Genomic DNA, 17886 nt, shown 5'->3' on the forward strand with positions numbered 1-17886 from the left:
TTGACCTGTCGCGCGCTCGAAAGACACCTCGACACCGCAGCGAAGATAGGCCAGCAGCATGTCGAGATGCAGTGTCAACAAATGCTCGCGCTCCACCGGATCGGCGGGGTCTCGATCAAAGGCCGCGTGCAGCGTAAAACGGTTTGAAACGAGGTAATAACCGAGTCCCGAGATCGCAAGATAGCAATGCAGTGCATCGACCCCAGGACGAAATACGCCTGCCGCGGCGCCCCGATCCAGCAAGGCCCGCAACGCCGTGATGACCGGCCGCATCGCATTGCGTGCGCCGGACGCGCGCAAATGGACGCCCTCCTGCAGGTTCTCGTTGTTGATGACCCGCACCACCTCTGGATGAGAATAACAGTACTCCCAAACAAATCGCGCGAAACGCCGCATCGCGCGTTCTGGCGCCTCATGGCCGAGATCCATGCCGGCCTGCGCTTCGGCGAATTTCCGGTACACATCTTCCACGACGGCAACGAACAGTTGCTCTTTATTGCCGAAGTAGTAATACAGCATTCTTTCATTGGTCTGCGCCCGCCGCGCAATGCTATCCACCCTTGCACCCGCCAGGCCACCACAGCGAAACTCTTCGATCGCGGCTGTCAGAATGCGATGTCGCGTTCCGGCCGGGTCGCGCCGGCTATTATTGTGTAACGCAAGCCCATGCGTCATGGTCTCCTCCTTTTTAGCAAGTTGATGCCTAAAAGCACGCAAAGCCCATTCTCGCAGCCGCAGCATCGATCATTGCTTCGCCCGCTTTCCCGAAAACCATTCGTTCGTATCACTTATCTTCATCATGAAGAGCCGATTATGGCATGCACGGTTAGGACTAGCCTTATGCATGATCCGGTTTCGGCCGTTTCGACCCATGCACCAGGCGTCCTGGGATCGCGCAACAGAGATGATTTGCTGCGCCGATGCGGCATGAAGCGACAATGCTGCACTCCCAAGCCGCGCACCCGGAGGAACGTATGGCTTTTTGCATGGGGTCCCACAAATAGCGGATAATATGCCCATAAACAGGCGGCGCAGGAAGGCCGCGATAAAAGCGCCCCCCGTCGCGCGACCGTACGACGCGCACGCCGATAATTTCCAGGACAGACCCCGTGATACCCGAGTTGGCGCAGCGCATCGACGACCTGCTGCCGCAAACCCAATGCACGAAATGCGGCTTTGACGGCTGCATGCCATATGCACGCGCGATCGCCGAAGGCCGCGCGGACTTCAACCAATGCCCCCCGGGTGGTCAGGAAGGCGTCGCACGGCTAGCGCGATTGCTCGGCCGCCCTGAAAAGCCGCTCGATACCTCGCACGGCGTTGAGCGGCCCCGGCCCCGCGCCATCATCGACGAATCGTTGTGCATCGGCTGCACGCTCTGCGCGAAGGCCTGCCCCGTGGACGCCATTGTCGGTGCGGCAAAGCTCATGCACACGGTCCTCGATGCGGCCTGCACCGGTTGCGACCTCTGCGTCGCGCCCTGTCCCGTCGACTGTATCGCGATGATTCCGGTAACCGGCGAGGCAACTGGCTGGGATGCATGGTCCGCACCGCAAGCGCGCGCGGCACGCGATCAGCATGCGCGGCGCAATGCGCGCCTGGTGACCGAGCAGCAAGCCGCCGATGACCGCGCGGCAAGGCGGCTACAGCAGGCGCGGCTCGCGGCAGGGTCCCCACCCGCCGTGAGTGGCAACCTGTCGGCGTCCGCCGACCCGGACCGATCCGGAAACGCTGCGGCCGATGAGAACGCCGCGGCAGAAGCACACGAACGGGCCCGCAAGCAGGCAATCATTCAGGCGGCATTGGAGCGCGCCCGTGCCCGGCGTACGTCGGGACAACCCGACGACGCCGCAACGACGCCCAAACCTCCCGGCGCCTAGCTTTCGCGCCGGACCGCCGTTCTTACCTGCCGACTCCCGCTGCTTACCCCTGTCTGCCTCGCCCTTCAGGAACCATCAGAATGAACGCCGACAAGCGCCGTGCAATCTACGAAACCCTGCGCGAACTGAATCCCCATCCGACGACCGAGCTGGAATTCAACACGCCGTTCGAGTTGCTGACGGCGGTGATGCTCTCCGCGCAAGCAACGGACGTCTCCGTCAACAAGGCCATGCGCCAGATGTTCCCCGTGGCAAACACGCCGGCCACGATACTCGCCCTGGGTGAAGCCGGCGTGACGCAATACATCAAGACAATTGGTCTGTATAAGACGAAAGCGCGCAATCTGATCGCGCTGTGCAATTTGCTTCTGGAAAAGCACGGTGGGCAGGTGCCGCAAGACCGTGAAGCGCTGGAAGCGCTGCCCGGCGTAGGACGCAAGACGGCGAATGTGATCCTGAACACGGCGTTCGGGCATCCGCTCATTGCCGTCGATACCCATATTTTCCGTGTCGCCAACCGTACCGGCATGGCACCCGGCAAGGACGTCACTGTCGTGGAGACCAAGCTGGTCAAATTCACGCCGGACGAATTCCTGCACGACGCGCATCATTGGCTGCTGCTTCACGGCCGTTACGTCTGCAAGGCGCGCAGGCCGGAATGCTGGCACTGTGCAATCGAGCCTCTCTGCGAATATCGCGACAAGACCCCTGCCCCATCTGACGAAGCAAACATGCGTCAGGTAATGAAAGTGGCCAATCAGGCCAAGACATTGCCGCGCCTGACCCTCCCGGAACAAATGGCGGCCGCCCTGGAGGGCGACAAGCTTTTAAAGAAAACCGCGAAGACCGCCACGACCGGTGCCGGGAAAACGACAACCGCCGCAACAGCGGGAACCCCAACCGCGAAAACGGTAAAACCCAAGCAAGCGGCGCCCAAAAAATCAGCGGTGCCACGCCAAGCAATCAGCATTTCCGGAGAAGCCGGCGCAAAGGCGCGGCAAATCGCCGCGAAGCGTAAAATATCGGTTTGATCCTGGGTACCACCATGTTCGACCCCAGCCGAGACGATGTTCGCCGTTTTTTCTGCGAAACCTGGCGTAAGCGCCGCGCAGGCGAAATCCTCACGCCCATGGAGGCGATCGCCGCCGATTGGATTCTCGACCACCCGGAGACACACCCCGCGCTTGAAGATCCAGAGGCCGTGTCGCGCGACTATACGCCGGAAAACGGGGCAGCCAACCCTTTCCTGCATTTGTCGCTGCATCTGGCCGTATCCGAGCAGTTATCGATTGACCAGCCGCCGGGAATCCGCGCCGCCTACAACGCCTTGACCTCGCGTCTGGACGATCCCCACGCGGCGCAGCACGAGATCATCGACTGCCTCGGCGAGACGATTTGGGAAGCACAGCGCAACCGCACGGAAATGGACGCCGCCGCCTACCTCCAGCGCATCCATAGACGCGCCAGCCGGCACTGAGCGCGCGGCGCGGCGCTTGGATGACCTTACGCGCTGCGCCGGAGCGGGTTCCTGAAAATCCCTTCGGGCGGCCCGTCATGCGCCAGCCTCCGTTGCGGCATACAATAGTGGGAGTAGATCGTGGTCATCCAGCCATGTCGGTGGCGTAGACCACCGGCCGGACCGCGCAGCAGATCACCGCGCGTCGTTGAATACCGACGACGCGCCTACGCCAGTAGAACATCATCCGGTGTGCCGTTGTCCGGCGCACTCGCCAGCACTGAACAAGGAGGCCTGATCATGACATCGTTAGACCAGCTCAAGCAGTACACCACGGTGGTCGCCGACACAGGGGACTTCCGGTTGCTCGAAAAGTACCAACCCCAGGACGCCACGACCAACCCGTCGCTGATCCTGAAGTCCGTGCAGAAGGAAGAATACCGGCCGCTACTCGAAAAAACCGTGCGCGACCATCGGAACAAGCCGCTGCCGGAAATCATCGACGAGCTCATCCTTGCATTCGGGCAGGAAATCCTGAAGATCATTCCGGGCCGTGTGTCGACCGAAGTAGATGCGCGCCTGTCGTTCGATACCGAAGGGACCATTAAAAAGGCGCATTCGCTGATCGAATCGTACAAGGGTTATGGGGTTGATCCCAAGCGCGTGTTGATCAAGATCGCCTCGACCTGGGAAGGCATCCGCGCGGCGGAAAAGCTGCAGGCCGAAGGCATCGACTGCAATATGACCCTGCTATTCTCGCTCCCGCAAGCGGTTGCCTGCGCCGAGGCAAAGGCCAAGCTGATTTCGCCGTTCGTCGGCCGGATCTATGACTGGTACAAGAAGAGCGCCGGTTCGAACTGGGATGAAGCACGCGACGGCGGTGAGAACGATCCGGGCGTGCGCTCGGTAAAGAGCATCTATGGCTATTACAAGAAGTTCGGCCATCCGACCGAGGTGATGGGCGCCAGCTTCCGTACCGTCTCGCAAATCACCGAACTCGCAGGCTGTGACTTGCTGACGATTAGCCCGGACTTGTTGCAGAAACTGCAGGATTCGAACGAGCCCGTGGCGCGTAAGCTGGACCCGGCGGCGTCGAAATCGGCCGATATCGCTCGCGTCAAAGTCGACGAAGCATCGTTTCGCTTTGCACTGAATGACGACGCGATGGCAACGGAAAAACTGGCTGAAGGCATCCGTCAGTTCGCCGCCGACGCGGTCAAACTGGAAAAGCTGATTGTCGAACTCCAGAAGTGATGCCTGCAATCGCTAGCGTGGCGCCGGCGATTGCACGACACCCCGAGCGTTGGACCGCAATCCACGCATCGGGGGTTTTTTTGGCTTAATGCTCCGCCATTTCGAGATAGTCTTCCGGGCGGGTCCGATCCTCTGGACCCTTCAGCTTCAATGCGCGAATCACGATGCTGGCGACAATCGAGACGACCAGATTGACAATCAGCGCCCATACCGCGGCATAGCCCGGGACATCCATGCCGCCGATATGCAATATAAACGTCGTACTCTTGAAATGCAGCGACGCGGCCATTGACGTACCGGTCACGATGCCGGCGAGCCAGCCGAGAATCAAACCACGATAGTCGAGCAGACGCGTGAACAAGCCCAGCGCGATCGACGGCAAGGTCTGGATGATCCAGATACCGCCGAGCAACTGCAATTGAATCGCGAATTGCAGTGGCAGGAAAACGATGAAGGCGACCGCACCGATCTTGACGACCAGTGACACCAGCTTCGCCACGTCGGTCTCCTGCTTGCCCGTCATGTTCCGATTGATGAACACACGATGGATGTTACGCGTGTACAGGTTTGCCGCCGCGATCGACATGATGGCGGCCGGCACCAGCGCGCCGATACCGATTGCCGCGAATGCCACGCCTACGAACCACGAGGGGAAATAATGCAGGAACAGCGCCGGCACGGCGAAGTTCGGCCCGTAGACCTTGAAGTACGGCGCGAATTCCGGCATATCCTTGACACCGGATGCCAGAGCCATGAAACCCAGCAAGCCCAGTAGACCGAGTACGATCGAGTACGCCGGCAACATCGCCATGTTACGGCGAATCGCACCACCGGACGAGGCGCTCAACAGTGCCGTGACAGAGTGAGGATACAGGAATACCGCCACGGCCGAGCCGATCATCAACGTTGAATACGCGCTATAGCCATTCAAGCTCGTCGTGTCCGGCGCCTTCATGATCAGCTTTTCAACCGGAACCGCGGCAAAGATATGCCCGAAACCGCCCAATTGCGCCGGAATCACGATAATCGCCGCGGCAATCACGATATAGATCAACACATCCTTCACCACGGCGATCATCGCCGGCGCGCGCAGGCCACTGGTATAGGTGTACGCCGCCAGGATCAGGAAGGCGATCAACAACGGCAATTCACCCACCCAGCCATGCGTGGGCAAGCCGAGGCCGCCGATGACGACTTCGATCCCGACCAGTTGCAACGCAATGTACGGCATTGTCGCCACAATCCCGGTGACGGCAACCAGCATTGCCAGCGTGCGGCTACCGAAGCGCGCATGGACAAAGTCCGCTGCGGTGATGTAGCCATGCTTCTTGGCGACAGCCCACAACTTCGGAAAAACGACGAAGGCAAACGGATAGATCAGGACCGAATACGGGATCGCGAAGAAACCCATCGCGCCGGCACCGAATACCAAGGCGGGCACCGCGACAAAGGTATAGGCGGTGTAGAGATCCCCGCCCAGCAAAAACCAGGTGACGATGGTCCCGAAACGGCGACCGCCCAGACCCCATTCATCGAGCAGCGCCAGATCCCCGCGACGCCACCGCGCGGCCATGAAACCGACGATGGTGACGCCGACGAAGAACAGCACGAATACCGCGGTTGCAATGACATTCATGCGCCTTCTCCCTTTTGACGCCGGCTCAGGAAATAGCGCTTCGTCTTGAAATACACAATGGCGGTGATGGTCGCGCTCAGCACCACCCACAGCAGTTGATACCAGTAGAAATAAGGAAAGCCCCACAGCGTGGGTTCGATCTTGTTGTAGAACGGCACCCACATCAATGCGATATAGGGCACCAGCAGAAGCCACAGCCAATGCTTGGCTCGTGCAGCGGACGGGTCCGGGCGCGACATGGAATTCTCCAACGGCAACGACGCAGGGCAGCCGCGTGGCGCGGCAGCGTCGAGACCGCAAAACAGTATGAAAATGAGCCGATCGACGATCGAGATCGTCATCTGGGCACGGGCGCGTGGCAATCGACTAGCGCGCCGCTTCACCGGTCCTCATCGCAACGCGACAATCAGCGGGGATCGGTTTGCCCACGATCATGGCGCACTTTTGCCGGGGCTCGTGGCCTGGGTGTCGAGGGCGCAAAACCAGCCAGCCGACAACGAGGCCGACACCGGTTCGGTGCCGATCCGGTGCCAGTTGGGCGCGAAACGCCTACCGGTAAGGTGGCGCCCCGCGCGGCGGGGAAACGACGGGGCGGGACAGTTTTGTGAAGCATCCCTATCGGGGATGCATTCTAAATCAAATCGAGAAACTTTCGATACCCTGACTGTCGCCAGACGCTTCCCGTAATGCTCGGACCCACGAGATAGCGGGCAAACGATAGGTTTTTTGCAACAGTTTCGCCCTTTCCTCGAGAAAAGCCCACGGAAACGACAACGGCGGCCCGGAAAACGCCAGCGCGATGCGATTGCCATCATGGATGATCGGCAAGGCGATGACGCGTCCGTCGAACGCGGCCGACAAGTTGCGCATGTTGCGCGCGAAACTCGGATGGTCGCCGAAGAGGTTCACCGTCAACATACCCGGCGATGACAGCGAGAGACGGCACGCACGGTAGAACGCGGCGGTATCCAGCACCGGGCCGCGCGCCGTGGCGTCGTAAAGATCGACCTGCATCACCCCGATACGGCCGCCGTTACGGGCGTCATGAACGTAATCCCAGGCATCGGCATGCACGACGTGCAGCCGGTCGTCCTCGTCAGGCAGGCCGAACATGCTGCGCGTGGCCACCACGACCGAGGCGTTCAACTCGACGGCTTCCACCCGCGACGCCGGTAGAAACCGATGACACCATTTGGTCAGGGACGCCGCGCCGAGTCCGAGCTGGGTAATGTGCGCCGGTGCGTCGAGGAACAACAGCCAGGCCATCATCTGCTGCGCGTATTCCAGCTCGAGATCGTACGGTTTGCGCAGCCGCATCGCGCCCTGCACCCATTCGGTACCGAAATGGAGAAAGCGCACGCCGGCCATTTCCGAGAACGTCACCGGGGCGAAACGCGGCTCGGTGCGCGGCGTGGCGTGGCGCATCGACAGGTCGGCGCGCGCGAGATCGTCAGGCATCGCTTTGCGGGGCTTGCGCCCGGCGCGGGAGAAGGCGCGTGCTTCGGCGGACGCGCGTTTGATCAGGGGATTCATGCGGTACAAGACCTCTCGGGCGGAACAGGGCAATGCGCGGTCACAGCGATGCGCGACCGAGAGGATAGCATTCCGACACACTCCGATCCGTGTCACTTTCAGCAAGGCCTCGTTGTTTTTCGCCAGAGGGGTCGCATCAACGCCGCGCGGGCGACGTCGCATCGTTACTCGGTGGCGTGAACGTGCGGCGCGCCGCTTTCATGCGCACGCATCGACCAGCCCAACCAGGCGCGGCGCAGCGCGACCACGGCAAGGAAAGCCAGGCCCGCCAACACCGCGAAAGTCGCAAAGCCCATTTGATAGCTGCCCGTGCTTTCCTTCGCGATCCCCATCACGACCGGCAGGTAGAAGCCGCCGATCCCGCCCGCGGCACCGACGATGCCCGACAACAAACCGGTACGGCCCGCCCAGCGATGCGGCACGAGCTGAAACGTGGCGCCGTTGCCCAAACCGAAGGCCACATACAACACGATCAACACGGCAATGCCGGCGGTCACGCCCGGCATGGTCAAGGCGAACACCATGTCGGCGCAACAAATCACCGCGAGCAATACCGTCAACGCCCGCACCCCAGACACGCGATCGGCGATCAGGCCACCGATCGGGCGGACCAGCGCGCCTATTGCCGCCAGCAGGGCCATGAACAGACCGGCGTCGACCTTCGACATCTGATACAGGTTCGTCAACAGCAACGCCACATACGACGACATGCCGACAAAACCGCCGAACGTGATGCTATAGACCAGCATAACCACCCAGGTATCACGCTCGGCCAATACGGCACGATAACGTTGCGGCAACACGGCGATGGCCAGCGCGGCCCCCATGACTGGCAATAGCAGCACGCCTGCCTTGCCCGAGCCAAACGCCCCCTCTTCCACGAGCAGCACCAGCGCGATCAACCCCACGACAGTGACCGCAAAGCCCATCAGCGCGCGCCTCGGGCTGCCGGACTTCGCGCTTCCGTCATTTGCCCAGGCGTAGAGGGCAAGCGCGGCGATGGCGAGCAATGGCAACGCACCGCCCACGGCCAATTGCCAACCATAGGCGTTGGCCAATCGCGGAAACAGGAAACCGTCCAGCACCGCACCGATATTCCCGGCGGCAGCCAGTCCCAGGACGAGACCCTGTACACGCGGCGGATAGTTGCTGCCTGCCATCGGCAGCGCGACGGCAAAGCTCGCACCACCTACGCCAAGAAAGACGCCGAGCACCATCAAGACCGGTACCGTCGCGGTGATCCCCATCGCGCCCATCATCGGCAATATCACCACCGGAATCGCCGACAACGCCACCCCCAGCAACGCCACCTGCTTGCCCGGCGCGCTCTGGTACAAATTGCCCAAGGTTACCCGCAGAATGGCTGCAGCCAACACCGGCACAGCCACCAGAAAGCCCTGCTGCGAGGGAGTCATCGTAATACTCTTGCCGATGTAAGGTGCCAGCGGCCCATACAAGACCCACACCGTGAAGCCGGTATCGAAGTACAGAAAACAGGCCAGCAACGCTCGCCAGTCACCCGAGCGCAAGGACGCCAGGACATTTTTCATCGCCGTATCTCACATTAATGTCTTAAAAACAATCGCGGAAGGTGTTGAAACACGCATCCCCACATCCCCACCCGTTCACGTCTGCCTACCTCGTTCCGCTCGACTCGCATTACCGCCCTTCCCGCCACCGTGCCCTTGCAAGCAACACGTCAACGCTCACCGCGTCCGTTCCCGGATGCCCTAGGGAAATCGCTTCCCGAGCGGGTCATCCGCCAACGGATATCAATACACGTCACGCAAATACCGCTTATCGCGCATCAGGTCACGGAGAAAGGCACCTGCTTGCGTTTCATCCATACCGCCATGCCGCATCGCCACATCGCGCAGTGCCGCCTCCACGTCCTTCGCCATTCGGCTCGCATCGCCGCAGACGTAGAACACGGCGCCGTCACAGAGCCATGACCACAGCATCGCGCCGTGCTCGCGCAAGCGATCCTGGACGTAGCACTTCTCGGCCTGGTCCCTGGAGAACGCCGTATCCAATCGCGTCAACAACCCTTCGTCCCGCCACGCCTGGAGTTCATCCCGGTAGTAGAAATCGGTCTCGGCATTCCGTTCCCCGAAGAAAAGCCAATTGCGTCCGGTATGCCCCCTTGCACGACGCTCCTGCAGGAAGCCTCGGAATGGGGCGATGCCGGTGCCCGGACCTACCATGATCATCGGCACCGACGCATCGCGCGGCGGACGGAAATGCGGCGACGACTGGACGAATACAGGCACGCCGCTGTCCGCCGCGCGGTCGGCCAGGAACGTTGACGACACCCCTTTACGCCAACGCACGCCGGAAGAGACGTTATCAATACCGCCGCCGCTCACGCGCTCGTCGGTGCCGTTGTGTCCCGCCGCTCCACTCGCATCGCGCCCTCCCTCGACGAGCGGGGCCGTGGAAATTGCGGCAGTAAAAGCGGTCGCGTGCGCGTGCCCGCCACCATCGAATATCAACTGTTCGTCGCGCACTGGCCGCATGCCGTGCGGCTGACTCAAATACCGCACCGTGCCCACTGTCAGGTGGATTTCATCGGGATGTGCGAGCGGGCTCGACGCAATCGAATACAGACGCGGCTGCAATCGTTTCAACACCGCGGCAAGCGCGGATGCCTCCAGGCGAACCGGAAACGCATCCAATACATCCGCCAGTTGCCGGCCCCACAACCAGGCCTGCAATTCAGTCTTGCAGCCCGGCTCGAGCATCTTGCGCAACACCGTACGGCCCGGCTCCGATGTGTGTTCGGCGATCACCTCCAGCAGCGCCGCATGCGGCCGCCCGATCTCGAAATAGCGCAGCAGTGCATCCGCGAAGCGCACCGACGTGGGCGCGCCATACGCGAGCATCGGCATCGGCCCCGTCACCGCGACGATTGCATCGGGATCGGCGCCGGTGAGCGCCAGGATCTCATCGACCAGGGCCGGACAATTCGTCGGCCAGATACCGAGCGCATCGCCCGCTTCGTATTGGAGGCCGGTACCGGCGATGGACAACGCGATGCGGCGTGTGTCCTTTGTCGCGCCTTCTCCGTTCAAGCGGATGTTGGCGCTCACGGGCACCGTGACCGGGCGCAGCTTGGTGGGCACGACCGATATCGGCGCTGGCGCCCGCCCCGTGGCAGGCGCCGTTTTTACGACGCCAGGTGCACCCGCTGGCACGGCGTTGATCGCCGGAGCCCCCCCGGCCGCCGCCACACCCTCCACACCCTCCGCGGCATCGGTGGCCGCGCTCGCCGGGGACGCATGATCCCGCTTGATTGCGATGATCACCTGATCCAGCCACTGGTCGGCCAGTGCAAGGTCGTCGGACTCGCATTCGATGCGGGCGTGCAGCCGTCGTGCGCCCAACGCATCGAGCCGTGCATCCAGGCGTACGCCATGACCACAAAACTGGTCATAATGCCGATCGCCAAATGCCAGCACCGAAAAACCGACATGCGCGAAACTGCCGTCGGCCATTCCGTTCAGCCCTTCCCAGAATGCCTGGCCGTTATCGGGTGCCTCGCCATCGCCAAACGTGCTGCTCATCACCAGCAGGTAACGCCCCGATTCGACCGATGTCAATCCGCCGGATCCCGCGACGTTGCCGGCAAACGAGGCGGGCATGACATCGCTCATGCAAGCGGTACGGATTTCGCAGCCCGCGCCCATCAATCGCATGGCGAAAGGCTCGACCAGGCCTTCGACGGTGCCGGTCTGCGATGCCCACAACAACGTCACTTTCGGACGTGGCCGCGCGGTGATGCCCGTGGCCTGCACCACGCCTGAGGACATCGGCGCCGACGTATCCGACGGCGTATCAGCGTCACGCGACCATGCACCGAAGCCACCGGCCAACATGCCATCCACCCACGCGCGGTGCAGTGGATCAAGCGGTGCGTTTGGCGGCAACATCGGCGGCAATCGCCGCGCGTTCTGATCAGCGGGAGCCCCCCACGCGGCATGCGCAGGTGCAGTGCCACCCCCATGCTGCAAAGCCAGTCGAGCATCCAAGCCGGCCAGAAAACCGCCCAGGTAGCGCTGCTCCATATCGCTCAATATCGGCGGGCCACTCGCCGCCAGCATCGACGTCAGGCCACAGGCCGCGGCCAGCGCCGCCACGCCTGGGCTGGGCGCATCTGTTCCGGCCAACGCACCGCCCTCCGCGATGATTTTTTCCCACGCGGACGCGCCGTCACCCGTCGCCTGCCGAGCCGCTTCCCCGCTTGCCGACGACGTCGCATTGTTTCCGGGTCCGGCTTGTGGCGTGACCACGCGCTTGATTGCCACCGCGCTGTATTTCATTTCCGGCTGCAGTGAGACAGGATCAACCGCATCGTGCGTGAGTGCGTTGATACACAATCCATCGCCGAAGACATCGTTCCAATGAATGGGGGCGAAACATTCCCCAGGAGCCACGCGATCCGTCACCACCGCGGGCAGGGTCGCGCGTCCACGCCGTGACCGGATTTCGACCAGGTCGTCGTCGACGATACCCGCCGCGATGGCGTCCTTGGGATGCACTTCGATGAACGGTGCGGCGTTCAGCTTGTTCAGCGTCGCGATCTTTCCCGTCTTCGTCATCGTGTGCCATTGATGCTGTACGCGGCCGGTATTCAAAACAAATCCGAATTCCGCATCCAGATGCTCCGCCGGCGCGCGATACGAACGCGTATGAAAACGTGCTTTTCCGGTCGGCGTCGGGAAAACCAGGGCCGGGGACGTGCCATCAGGGTCGCGCTTCAAAGGCTGGCTGACGCCATCGTTGAGATAACGGATGGGATGACGATCCGTCGATGCCGACGGTGGACAGGGCCATTGCACCGGCCCTGATTGCAGTCGCGCATGATCGGCACCGCGCAGGTCATAACCGGTGGTGGGGTTCGTGCTGCGACGGATTTCGTCGAACACATCGGCAGCGCTGGCGTACGCGAAAGCCGCGCCATATCCCATCGCTTGCGCCACGCTGGCGATAATGTGCCAATCGGGTTGCGCATCGCCGGGCGCCGGCACCGTCTTCGGTGTCAGCGTCAAGGTGCGCTCGGAGTTGATCATCACGCCATCGCCTTCCGCCCAGAGCGCCCCCGGCAGCAGGATATCGGCATAGTGGTTTGTCTCCGTATCCATGAAAGCATCTTGCGTGATCACGCATTCGGCGCGGCGCAATCCATCGATCACCGTCTGACGATTCGGTACCGACGCCACCGGATTCGTGCAGATGATCCAGACGGCCTTGATCTCGCCGGTTCCCATCCGTTCGAACAGATCGATGGTGCCGCCGGACGGTGGCATTGACGTCTCGGGCAGGGCCTGCAGCGTGCCCGGCGCAAGACCCCACAACGTTTCGACGAAGGCCCGGTCGCGACCGTCCTGCAGCGCACGTTGTCCCGGCAGGCCAGGCCCCATATAGCCCATCTCACGCCCCCCCATGGCATTGGGCTGGCCGGTCAGCGAGAACGGCCCGCTGCCACGACGACAGATCTTCCCGGTGGCGAGATGCAGGTTACACAACGCCGTGGTGTGATCGGCGCCATGCGTGCTCTGGTTCAATCCCATTGTCCAGAAACTGCTCCACTCGCCGGCCTCGCCAATCCAAAGTGCCGCCTGACGCAAATCCGCTTCGGTGATACCCGTGACGCTGGCCACATGGCGCGGCGTGTAATCCGCGAGGAAGGCCGGCATGGCGTCCCAGCCCTCCGTGTGCGCAGCAATGAACGCGCTGTCCGTATGGCCGTTGCGATGGAGCAGATGGAGCAGCCCGTTGAACAAGGCCAGATCCGTGCCGGGACGAAGCCGAAGATAAAGGTTCGCCTTCTCGGCGGTGGCCGTACGCCGTGGATCGACAACGATCAGCTTGGCACCGGCCTTTACCCGATCCATCATCCGCAGAAACAGGATCGGATGGCAATCAGCCATATTCGCACCGGTTACCAGGAACACATCGGCATGATCGATGTCGTCATACGATCCCGGCGGCCCATCGGCGCCCAGCGACTGCTTGTAACCGGTCGCCGCGCTCGCCATGCAGAGTCGGGAATTCGCCTCGACATGCGGGGTCTGGATAAAACCCTTCGCCAGCTTGGTTGCCAGATATTGCGCTTCGATCGACATCTGCCCGGAAAGGTAGAACGCCACCGCGCCCGGTCCGTCACGATCAATGATCGCGCGCAGGCGCCGCGCCGTTTCGGCCACGGCGCGCGACATTGGCAACGGCGTCGGATCCGCGCTGCGCTCGTGCCGTACATAGGCATGCGCAAGACGCCCACCGTCACCCATCACCATGTGCGCGGTCTGCCCCTTTGTGCAGAGACGTCCGCGATTGGTTGGGTGTTCGGCATCGCCTGTGATACGGACGATCTTCTCGCCCTTTACTTGCATGACGATGCCGCAGCCCACGCCGCAATACGGACAGGCACCCCGCACATGGCGCACGCTCTGCGCGTTATCTGCGGCGCCGTTCACGGACGCCATCGGCGCGTTCAATGAATCGTTCATCGGACCTGTCGGAAAAGGTGTACCTATTCGTTATCCAATAAGGACTCCGAAATCGATGCCACCGTGGCATGGTTAGCGTGCCTCGTAGTGAGGCGACAACGCGTCGGCGAAACTTACGCGGCAATCCAGATTTGACCGTCTTTCAGTGCAACGCGATATGCCGCCACCCGATGCTCGGGCGACTCGATGCATTCACCGGTGCGCAGATCGAAATGCTGTTTGTATAGCGGCGACGCCACGACGATACGCTCGCCGAGGCTTCCCACTACCCCACGTGACAACACCGACGCACCGGAGTGGGGATCCACGTTGCCGATGGCGAACAACGCCTCACCGCCGGTCTGCGCCACGGCCGACGCATCAACGGCATCGATGACGGGACACCCTGCATCGGCTGCCGCGCCACGCAACTGCACACGGAACACGGCGACTTGCTCCCGGCCGATAAGTGCGCAGACACCGGTATCCGGTACGATGGCATCGAGCGAACAAACCGGTTGCCATGCAGCGGCGGCGACTTCGGTGCCGACGGTCCCGGGCACCGCGAAGGCATTTGCGTGTTGGGCGGTTTCGTTCATCTGCATGGGCGACTCCTGTATCGACTTGCGCGTATGGCGTATCTTTCGGTAAGTGACATGCAAGGCGGCTCAAACCACGCTGCTTGCCAGATCGTCAGCGTTTTCGTCCTGTCCCTGCAAGGCGGTCGAGCGGCCGGCGCGTTCCTGCGCCGTGGCCGGACGAATCTGGCCACGCTCCTCCACGAACAGCACGCGGTCGTCGGCGACATCACTGTTGACGAAATGCCGGAAGCGTTTGCGCGTCTGCGGGTCCGTGACCGCCTTGCGCCACTCGCATTCGTATGTGTCCACGACATGGGCCATCTGCGCTTCCAGTTCCGCGCCAACACCCAACGCATCGTTGACGACGACATCCACCAGATACGGCAAGCCACCTTCCAGGTTATCGCGCCATACGCTCGTACGTTGCAGGCGATCCGCCGTTTTCACATAGAACATCAGCACACGGTCGATGTAGCGAATCAGGGTTTCCTTGTCGAGATCCGAGGCCAGCAGCTCTGCATGACGCGGTTTCATGCCGCCATTGCCGCACACGTACAGATTCCACCCGCGTTCCGTTGCGATAACGCCGATATCCTTACCTTGTGCCTCCGCGCATTCCCGGGTGCAGCCGGAAACGCCGAACTTGATCTTATGGGGCGCACGCAACCCCTTGTAGCGATTTTCCAATTCGATCGCGAGGCCCACCGAGTCGCCCACGCCATAGCGACACCATGTCGCGCCCACACATGATTTGACGGTACGCAACGATTTGCCGTAGGCATGGCCGGACTCGAATCCCGCCGCGATCAGTTCTTCCCAAATCACCGGCAATTGTTCGACACGTGCGCCGAACAGGTCGACGCGCTGCCCCCCGGTGATCTTCGTATAAAGGCCATATCGCTTGGCAACCTGCCCCACCGCGATCAGGCCGTCCGGCGTCACTTCGCCGCCCGGCATACGCGGCACGACCGAATACGTACCGTCACGCTGAATGTTCGCCAGGTAGTAGTCGTTCGAATCCTGTAGCGGCGCATGGTCAGGCTGCAGCACAAAATCGTTCCAGCACGACGCAAAGATGCTTGCCGCGGTCGGCTTGCAGATATCACAGCCCAAGCCCTTGCCATGCCGTGCCAACAAGGCGCTGAACGTCCGAATGCCCTCCACACGCACGATGTGATACAACTGCTGTCGCGAAAATGCGAAATGTTCGCAGAGGTGATTATTCACTTCCAGGCCGAGACGTTTCATCTCGGCCTTCATGACTTGCGTCGTCAGCGCCACGCAACCACCGCACGTCGTGCCCGCCTTGCACGCCGACTTCACCGCACCGATCGTCGTCGCGCCATCGCGCACCACCGCGCAGATCGCTCCCTTCGATACGTCGTTGCAAGAGCACACCTGCGCCGTGTCGGGCAGCGCGTCCACGCCAATGCCTCCTACGGGGGACGCACCATCGGCCGCCGGCAGGATCAACCATTCCGGCGCCTCCGGCAATGCAATGCGGTTCAACATCATTTGCAGCAAAGCGCCGTATTCGGCAGTGTCCCCCACCAGGATCGCGCCTTCCAGATAACGCCCGCATTCGGAGACGACGATCTTCTTGTAGATTTCGCTGCGTTCGTTACTGTATTGATAGCTGCGCACGCCCGGCATGGCGCCGTGGGCATCGCCTATGCTCGCCACATCAACGCCGAGCAGCTTGAGCTTCGTGCTCATGTCGGCACCCGCGAATGCCATCGCTGGCGACACTTCAAGGCGGGACGTGTCATCGAGATCGGCGGCCAGCGCATGCAAATGCGCGGCAGCCACACGTGCCATCTGATACCCCGGCGCGACAAGACCATACACACGATCCTGCCACGCGGCGCATTCGCCAACGGCATAGATGTCGGCATCACTGGTACGGCACTGGTCGTCGATCGCGACACCCCCGCGCGCGCCCATTGTCAAGCCTGCGTCGCGCGCCAGCTCGTCGCGTGGCCGGATCCCGGCGGAGAACACGATCATGTCGGTGTCCAGGGACGTGCCGTCCGCGAACCTCATCCGTCGACGGGGCGTTGCCACCGACGATCCGGTTGCGTCCGCGATCTGCTCGACGTCCAATGCGTCGATCGACATCGTCTGCTTGCCGGTATGCACGGTTACGCCCAGCGCTTCGATCTTGCCGCGCAGCATCCGGGCGCCGGCATCGTCAAGTTGCGCCGCCATGAGCCGCGGTGCAAATTCAACCACATGGGTCTGCAGACCCATGTCGCGCAACGCCTTCGCACACTCCAGACCCAACAAGCCGCCACCAATGACCACACCGGTGCGGGAACGAGCACCGCACGCTTGCATCGCCTCCAAGTCATCGATCGTACGATAGACGAAGCAATCGCCTGCGTCCTTTCCGGGAATAGGCGGCACGAAAGGATAGGAGCCGGTTGCCAATACCAGCTTGTCATACTGCAACGCCGTACCATCCTCCAGAAATACCTGGCGTGATGCGGTATCGATGCGTGCAACCCGGGCATTCAAATGCAACGTCGCCGTACCGGCAGCGTGCGTCGCATCGTAATAGCCCGGCGTCACCAGCGACAATTCGTCGGCGGTCGTGCCACTGAAGAAAGACGAGAGTTGCACGCGATCGTAAGCGGCGCGCGACTCCTCGCCGAGCACTGTGACCCGCAACGGACCCTTTGCACGCGGTCCCTGGTGTTCGGCGGCCATCAATGACTCGACGAACTTGTGGCCCACCATGCCGTTCCCGATAACGATGATCCTCATGCCGGATCGCTCCTATGCCCTGTTCTCGCAACACCAAAACAAAAAGGCGTCCCCGGAACCGCGCAAGCAAGCTTGCTGTTCCGTGGGACGCCTTTGTCCGTAGACGCGTAACGCGTCTGACTGTCTTCAGTCTTTATCGATGTCAGCACGCGTCGCTGCCACCGATGAAGAAACTTTTCCGCGAGATCGCCGTTGATCCGCGATTACCCCTATGCACAGTGTGTGCCAGCGAGAACACTTTTCTCCTGTAAAGACATACAAAGTCCGGCGGGACGGGGGTTTGCCGCTGCCG

General features: G+C 61.9%; 9 protein-coding genes and 3 pseudogenes. 4 read left to right on the top strand and 8 right to left on the bottom strand.

All coding sequences use genetic code 11. From position 1 onward, the window contains the following. Nucleotides 1-42 precede the first annotated feature (42 nt). Nucleotides 43-675: pseudogene (locus SJQ66_RS25660) on the bottom strand (TetR/AcrR family transcriptional regulator); the annotation flags it as partial. 434 nt (nucleotides 676-1109) lie between these two features. On the opposite strand from SJQ66_RS25660, the pseudogene rsxB reads away from it, so the two are divergent. The 4 genes and pseudogenes from rsxB to tal form a co-directional block, all read left to right on the top strand. Further along, nucleotides 1110-1826: pseudogene (rsxB, locus tag SJQ66_RS25665) on the top strand (electron transport complex subunit RsxB); the annotation flags it as partial. A gap of 134 nt (nucleotides 1827-1960) precedes the next feature. After that, nucleotides 1961-2596 (top strand): annotated as a pseudogene (nth, locus tag SJQ66_RS25670) (endonuclease III); the annotation flags it as partial. A 329-nt stretch (nucleotides 2597-2925) separates the two neighbouring features. Next, entirely contained in the window at nucleotides 2926-3357 is a 432-nt protein-coding gene (locus SJQ66_RS25675) for a DUF1841 family protein (protein WP_024901527.1), read from the top strand. Between the two features lie 276 nt (nucleotides 3358-3633). Further along, nucleotides 3634-4590: a transaldolase gene (gene tal / locus SJQ66_RS25680; protein ID WP_024901528.1), complete on the top strand. Its 957-nt coding sequence runs from the start codon at nucleotides 3634-3636 to the stop codon at nucleotides 4588-4590. Between the two features lie 85 nt (nucleotides 4591-4675). Here tal and mctP read toward each other — a convergent pair whose 3' ends face one another. The 7 genes from mctP to nirB form a co-directional block, all read right to left on the bottom strand. Then, the gene (gene mctP, locus SJQ66_RS25685) at nucleotides 4676-6226 is read right to left on the bottom strand and encodes a monocarboxylate uptake permease MctP (protein WP_024901529.1); all 1551 of its coding nucleotides are present in this window, start codon (nucleotides 6224-6226) and stop codon (nucleotides 4676-4678) included. Beyond that, nucleotides 6223-6465 carry a DUF3311 domain-containing protein gene (locus tag SJQ66_RS25690; RefSeq protein WP_024901530.1) on the bottom strand — a complete coding sequence of 81 codons (243 nt, stop codon included), beginning with the start codon at nucleotides 6463-6465 and terminating at the stop codon, nucleotides 6223-6225. Before SJQ66_RS25690 ends, mctP begins: the two co-directional genes overlap by 4 nt. A gap of 397 nt (nucleotides 6466-6862) precedes the next feature. After that, nucleotides 6863-7759 carry a class I SAM-dependent methyltransferase gene (locus tag SJQ66_RS25695; protein ID WP_024901531.1) on the bottom strand — a complete coding sequence of 299 codons (897 nt, stop codon included), beginning with the start codon at nucleotides 7757-7759 and terminating at the stop codon, nucleotides 6863-6865. A gap of 164 nt (nucleotides 7760-7923) precedes the next feature. Further along, nucleotides 7924-9309 carry an MFS transporter gene (locus tag SJQ66_RS25700; protein ID WP_024901532.1) on the bottom strand — a complete coding sequence of 462 codons (1386 nt, stop codon included), beginning with the start codon at nucleotides 9307-9309 and terminating at the stop codon, nucleotides 7924-7926. Nucleotides 9310-9531: 222 nt separating this feature from the next. Next, a complete protein-coding gene (locus SJQ66_RS25705; RefSeq protein WP_320535377.1) occupies nucleotides 9532-14244 on the bottom strand; it encodes a bifunctional nitrate reductase/sulfite reductase flavoprotein subunit alpha in 4713 nt (1570 codons plus the stop codon). Between the two features lie 137 nt (nucleotides 14245-14381). Then, nucleotides 14382-14852 (bottom strand): nitrite reductase small subunit NirD, encoded by a 471-nt coding sequence (gene nirD, locus SJQ66_RS25710; protein WP_024901534.1) that lies wholly within the window; start codon nucleotides 14850-14852, stop codon nucleotides 14382-14384. Between the two features lie 63 nt (nucleotides 14853-14915). Further along, complete coding sequence (gene nirB / locus SJQ66_RS25715) at nucleotides 14916-17594, bottom strand: nitrite reductase large subunit NirB (protein WP_046154280.1); 2679 nt, start codon at nucleotides 17592-17594, stop codon at nucleotides 14916-14918. Nucleotides 17595-17886 lie beyond the last annotated feature (292 nt).

Origin of the sequence: Robbsia andropogonis, from assembly GCF_034047095.1 — a bacterium.
Classification (GTDB): domain Bacteria; phylum Pseudomonadota; class Gammaproteobacteria; order Burkholderiales; family Burkholderiaceae; genus Robbsia; species Robbsia andropogonis.

Excerpts from the sequence above, each read along its gene's own strand:
- SJQ66_RS25675 (WP_024901527.1), top strand. The coding sequence starts at position 2,926 with ATGTTCGACCCCAGCCGAGACGATGTTCGCCGTTTTTTCTGCGAAACC.
- mctP (WP_024901529.1), bottom strand. The coding sequence starts at position 6,226 with ATGAATGTCATTGCAACCGCGGTATTCGTGCTGTTCTTCGTCGGCGTC.
- SJQ66_RS25690 (WP_024901530.1), bottom strand. The coding sequence starts at position 6,465 with ATGTCGCGCCCGGACCCGTCCGCTGCACGAGCCAAGCATTGGCTGTGG.
- SJQ66_RS25695 (WP_024901531.1), bottom strand. The coding sequence starts at position 7,759 with ATGAATCCCCTGATCAAACGCGCGTCCGCCGAAGCACGCGCCTTCTCC.
- SJQ66_RS25700 (WP_024901532.1), bottom strand. The coding sequence starts at position 9,309 with ATGAAAAATGTCCTGGCGTCCTTGCGCTCGGGTGACTGGCGAGCGTTG.
- SJQ66_RS25705 (WP_320535377.1), bottom strand. The coding sequence starts at position 14,244 with ATGGCGTCCGTGAACGGCGCCGCAGATAACGCGCAGAGCGTGCGCCAT.
- nirD (WP_024901534.1), bottom strand. The coding sequence starts at position 14,852 with ATGCAGATGAACGAAACCGCCCAACACGCAAATGCCTTCGCGGTGCCC.
- nirB (WP_046154280.1), bottom strand. The coding sequence starts at position 17,594 with ATGAGGATCATCGTTATCGGGAACGGCATGGTGGGCCACAAGTTCGTC.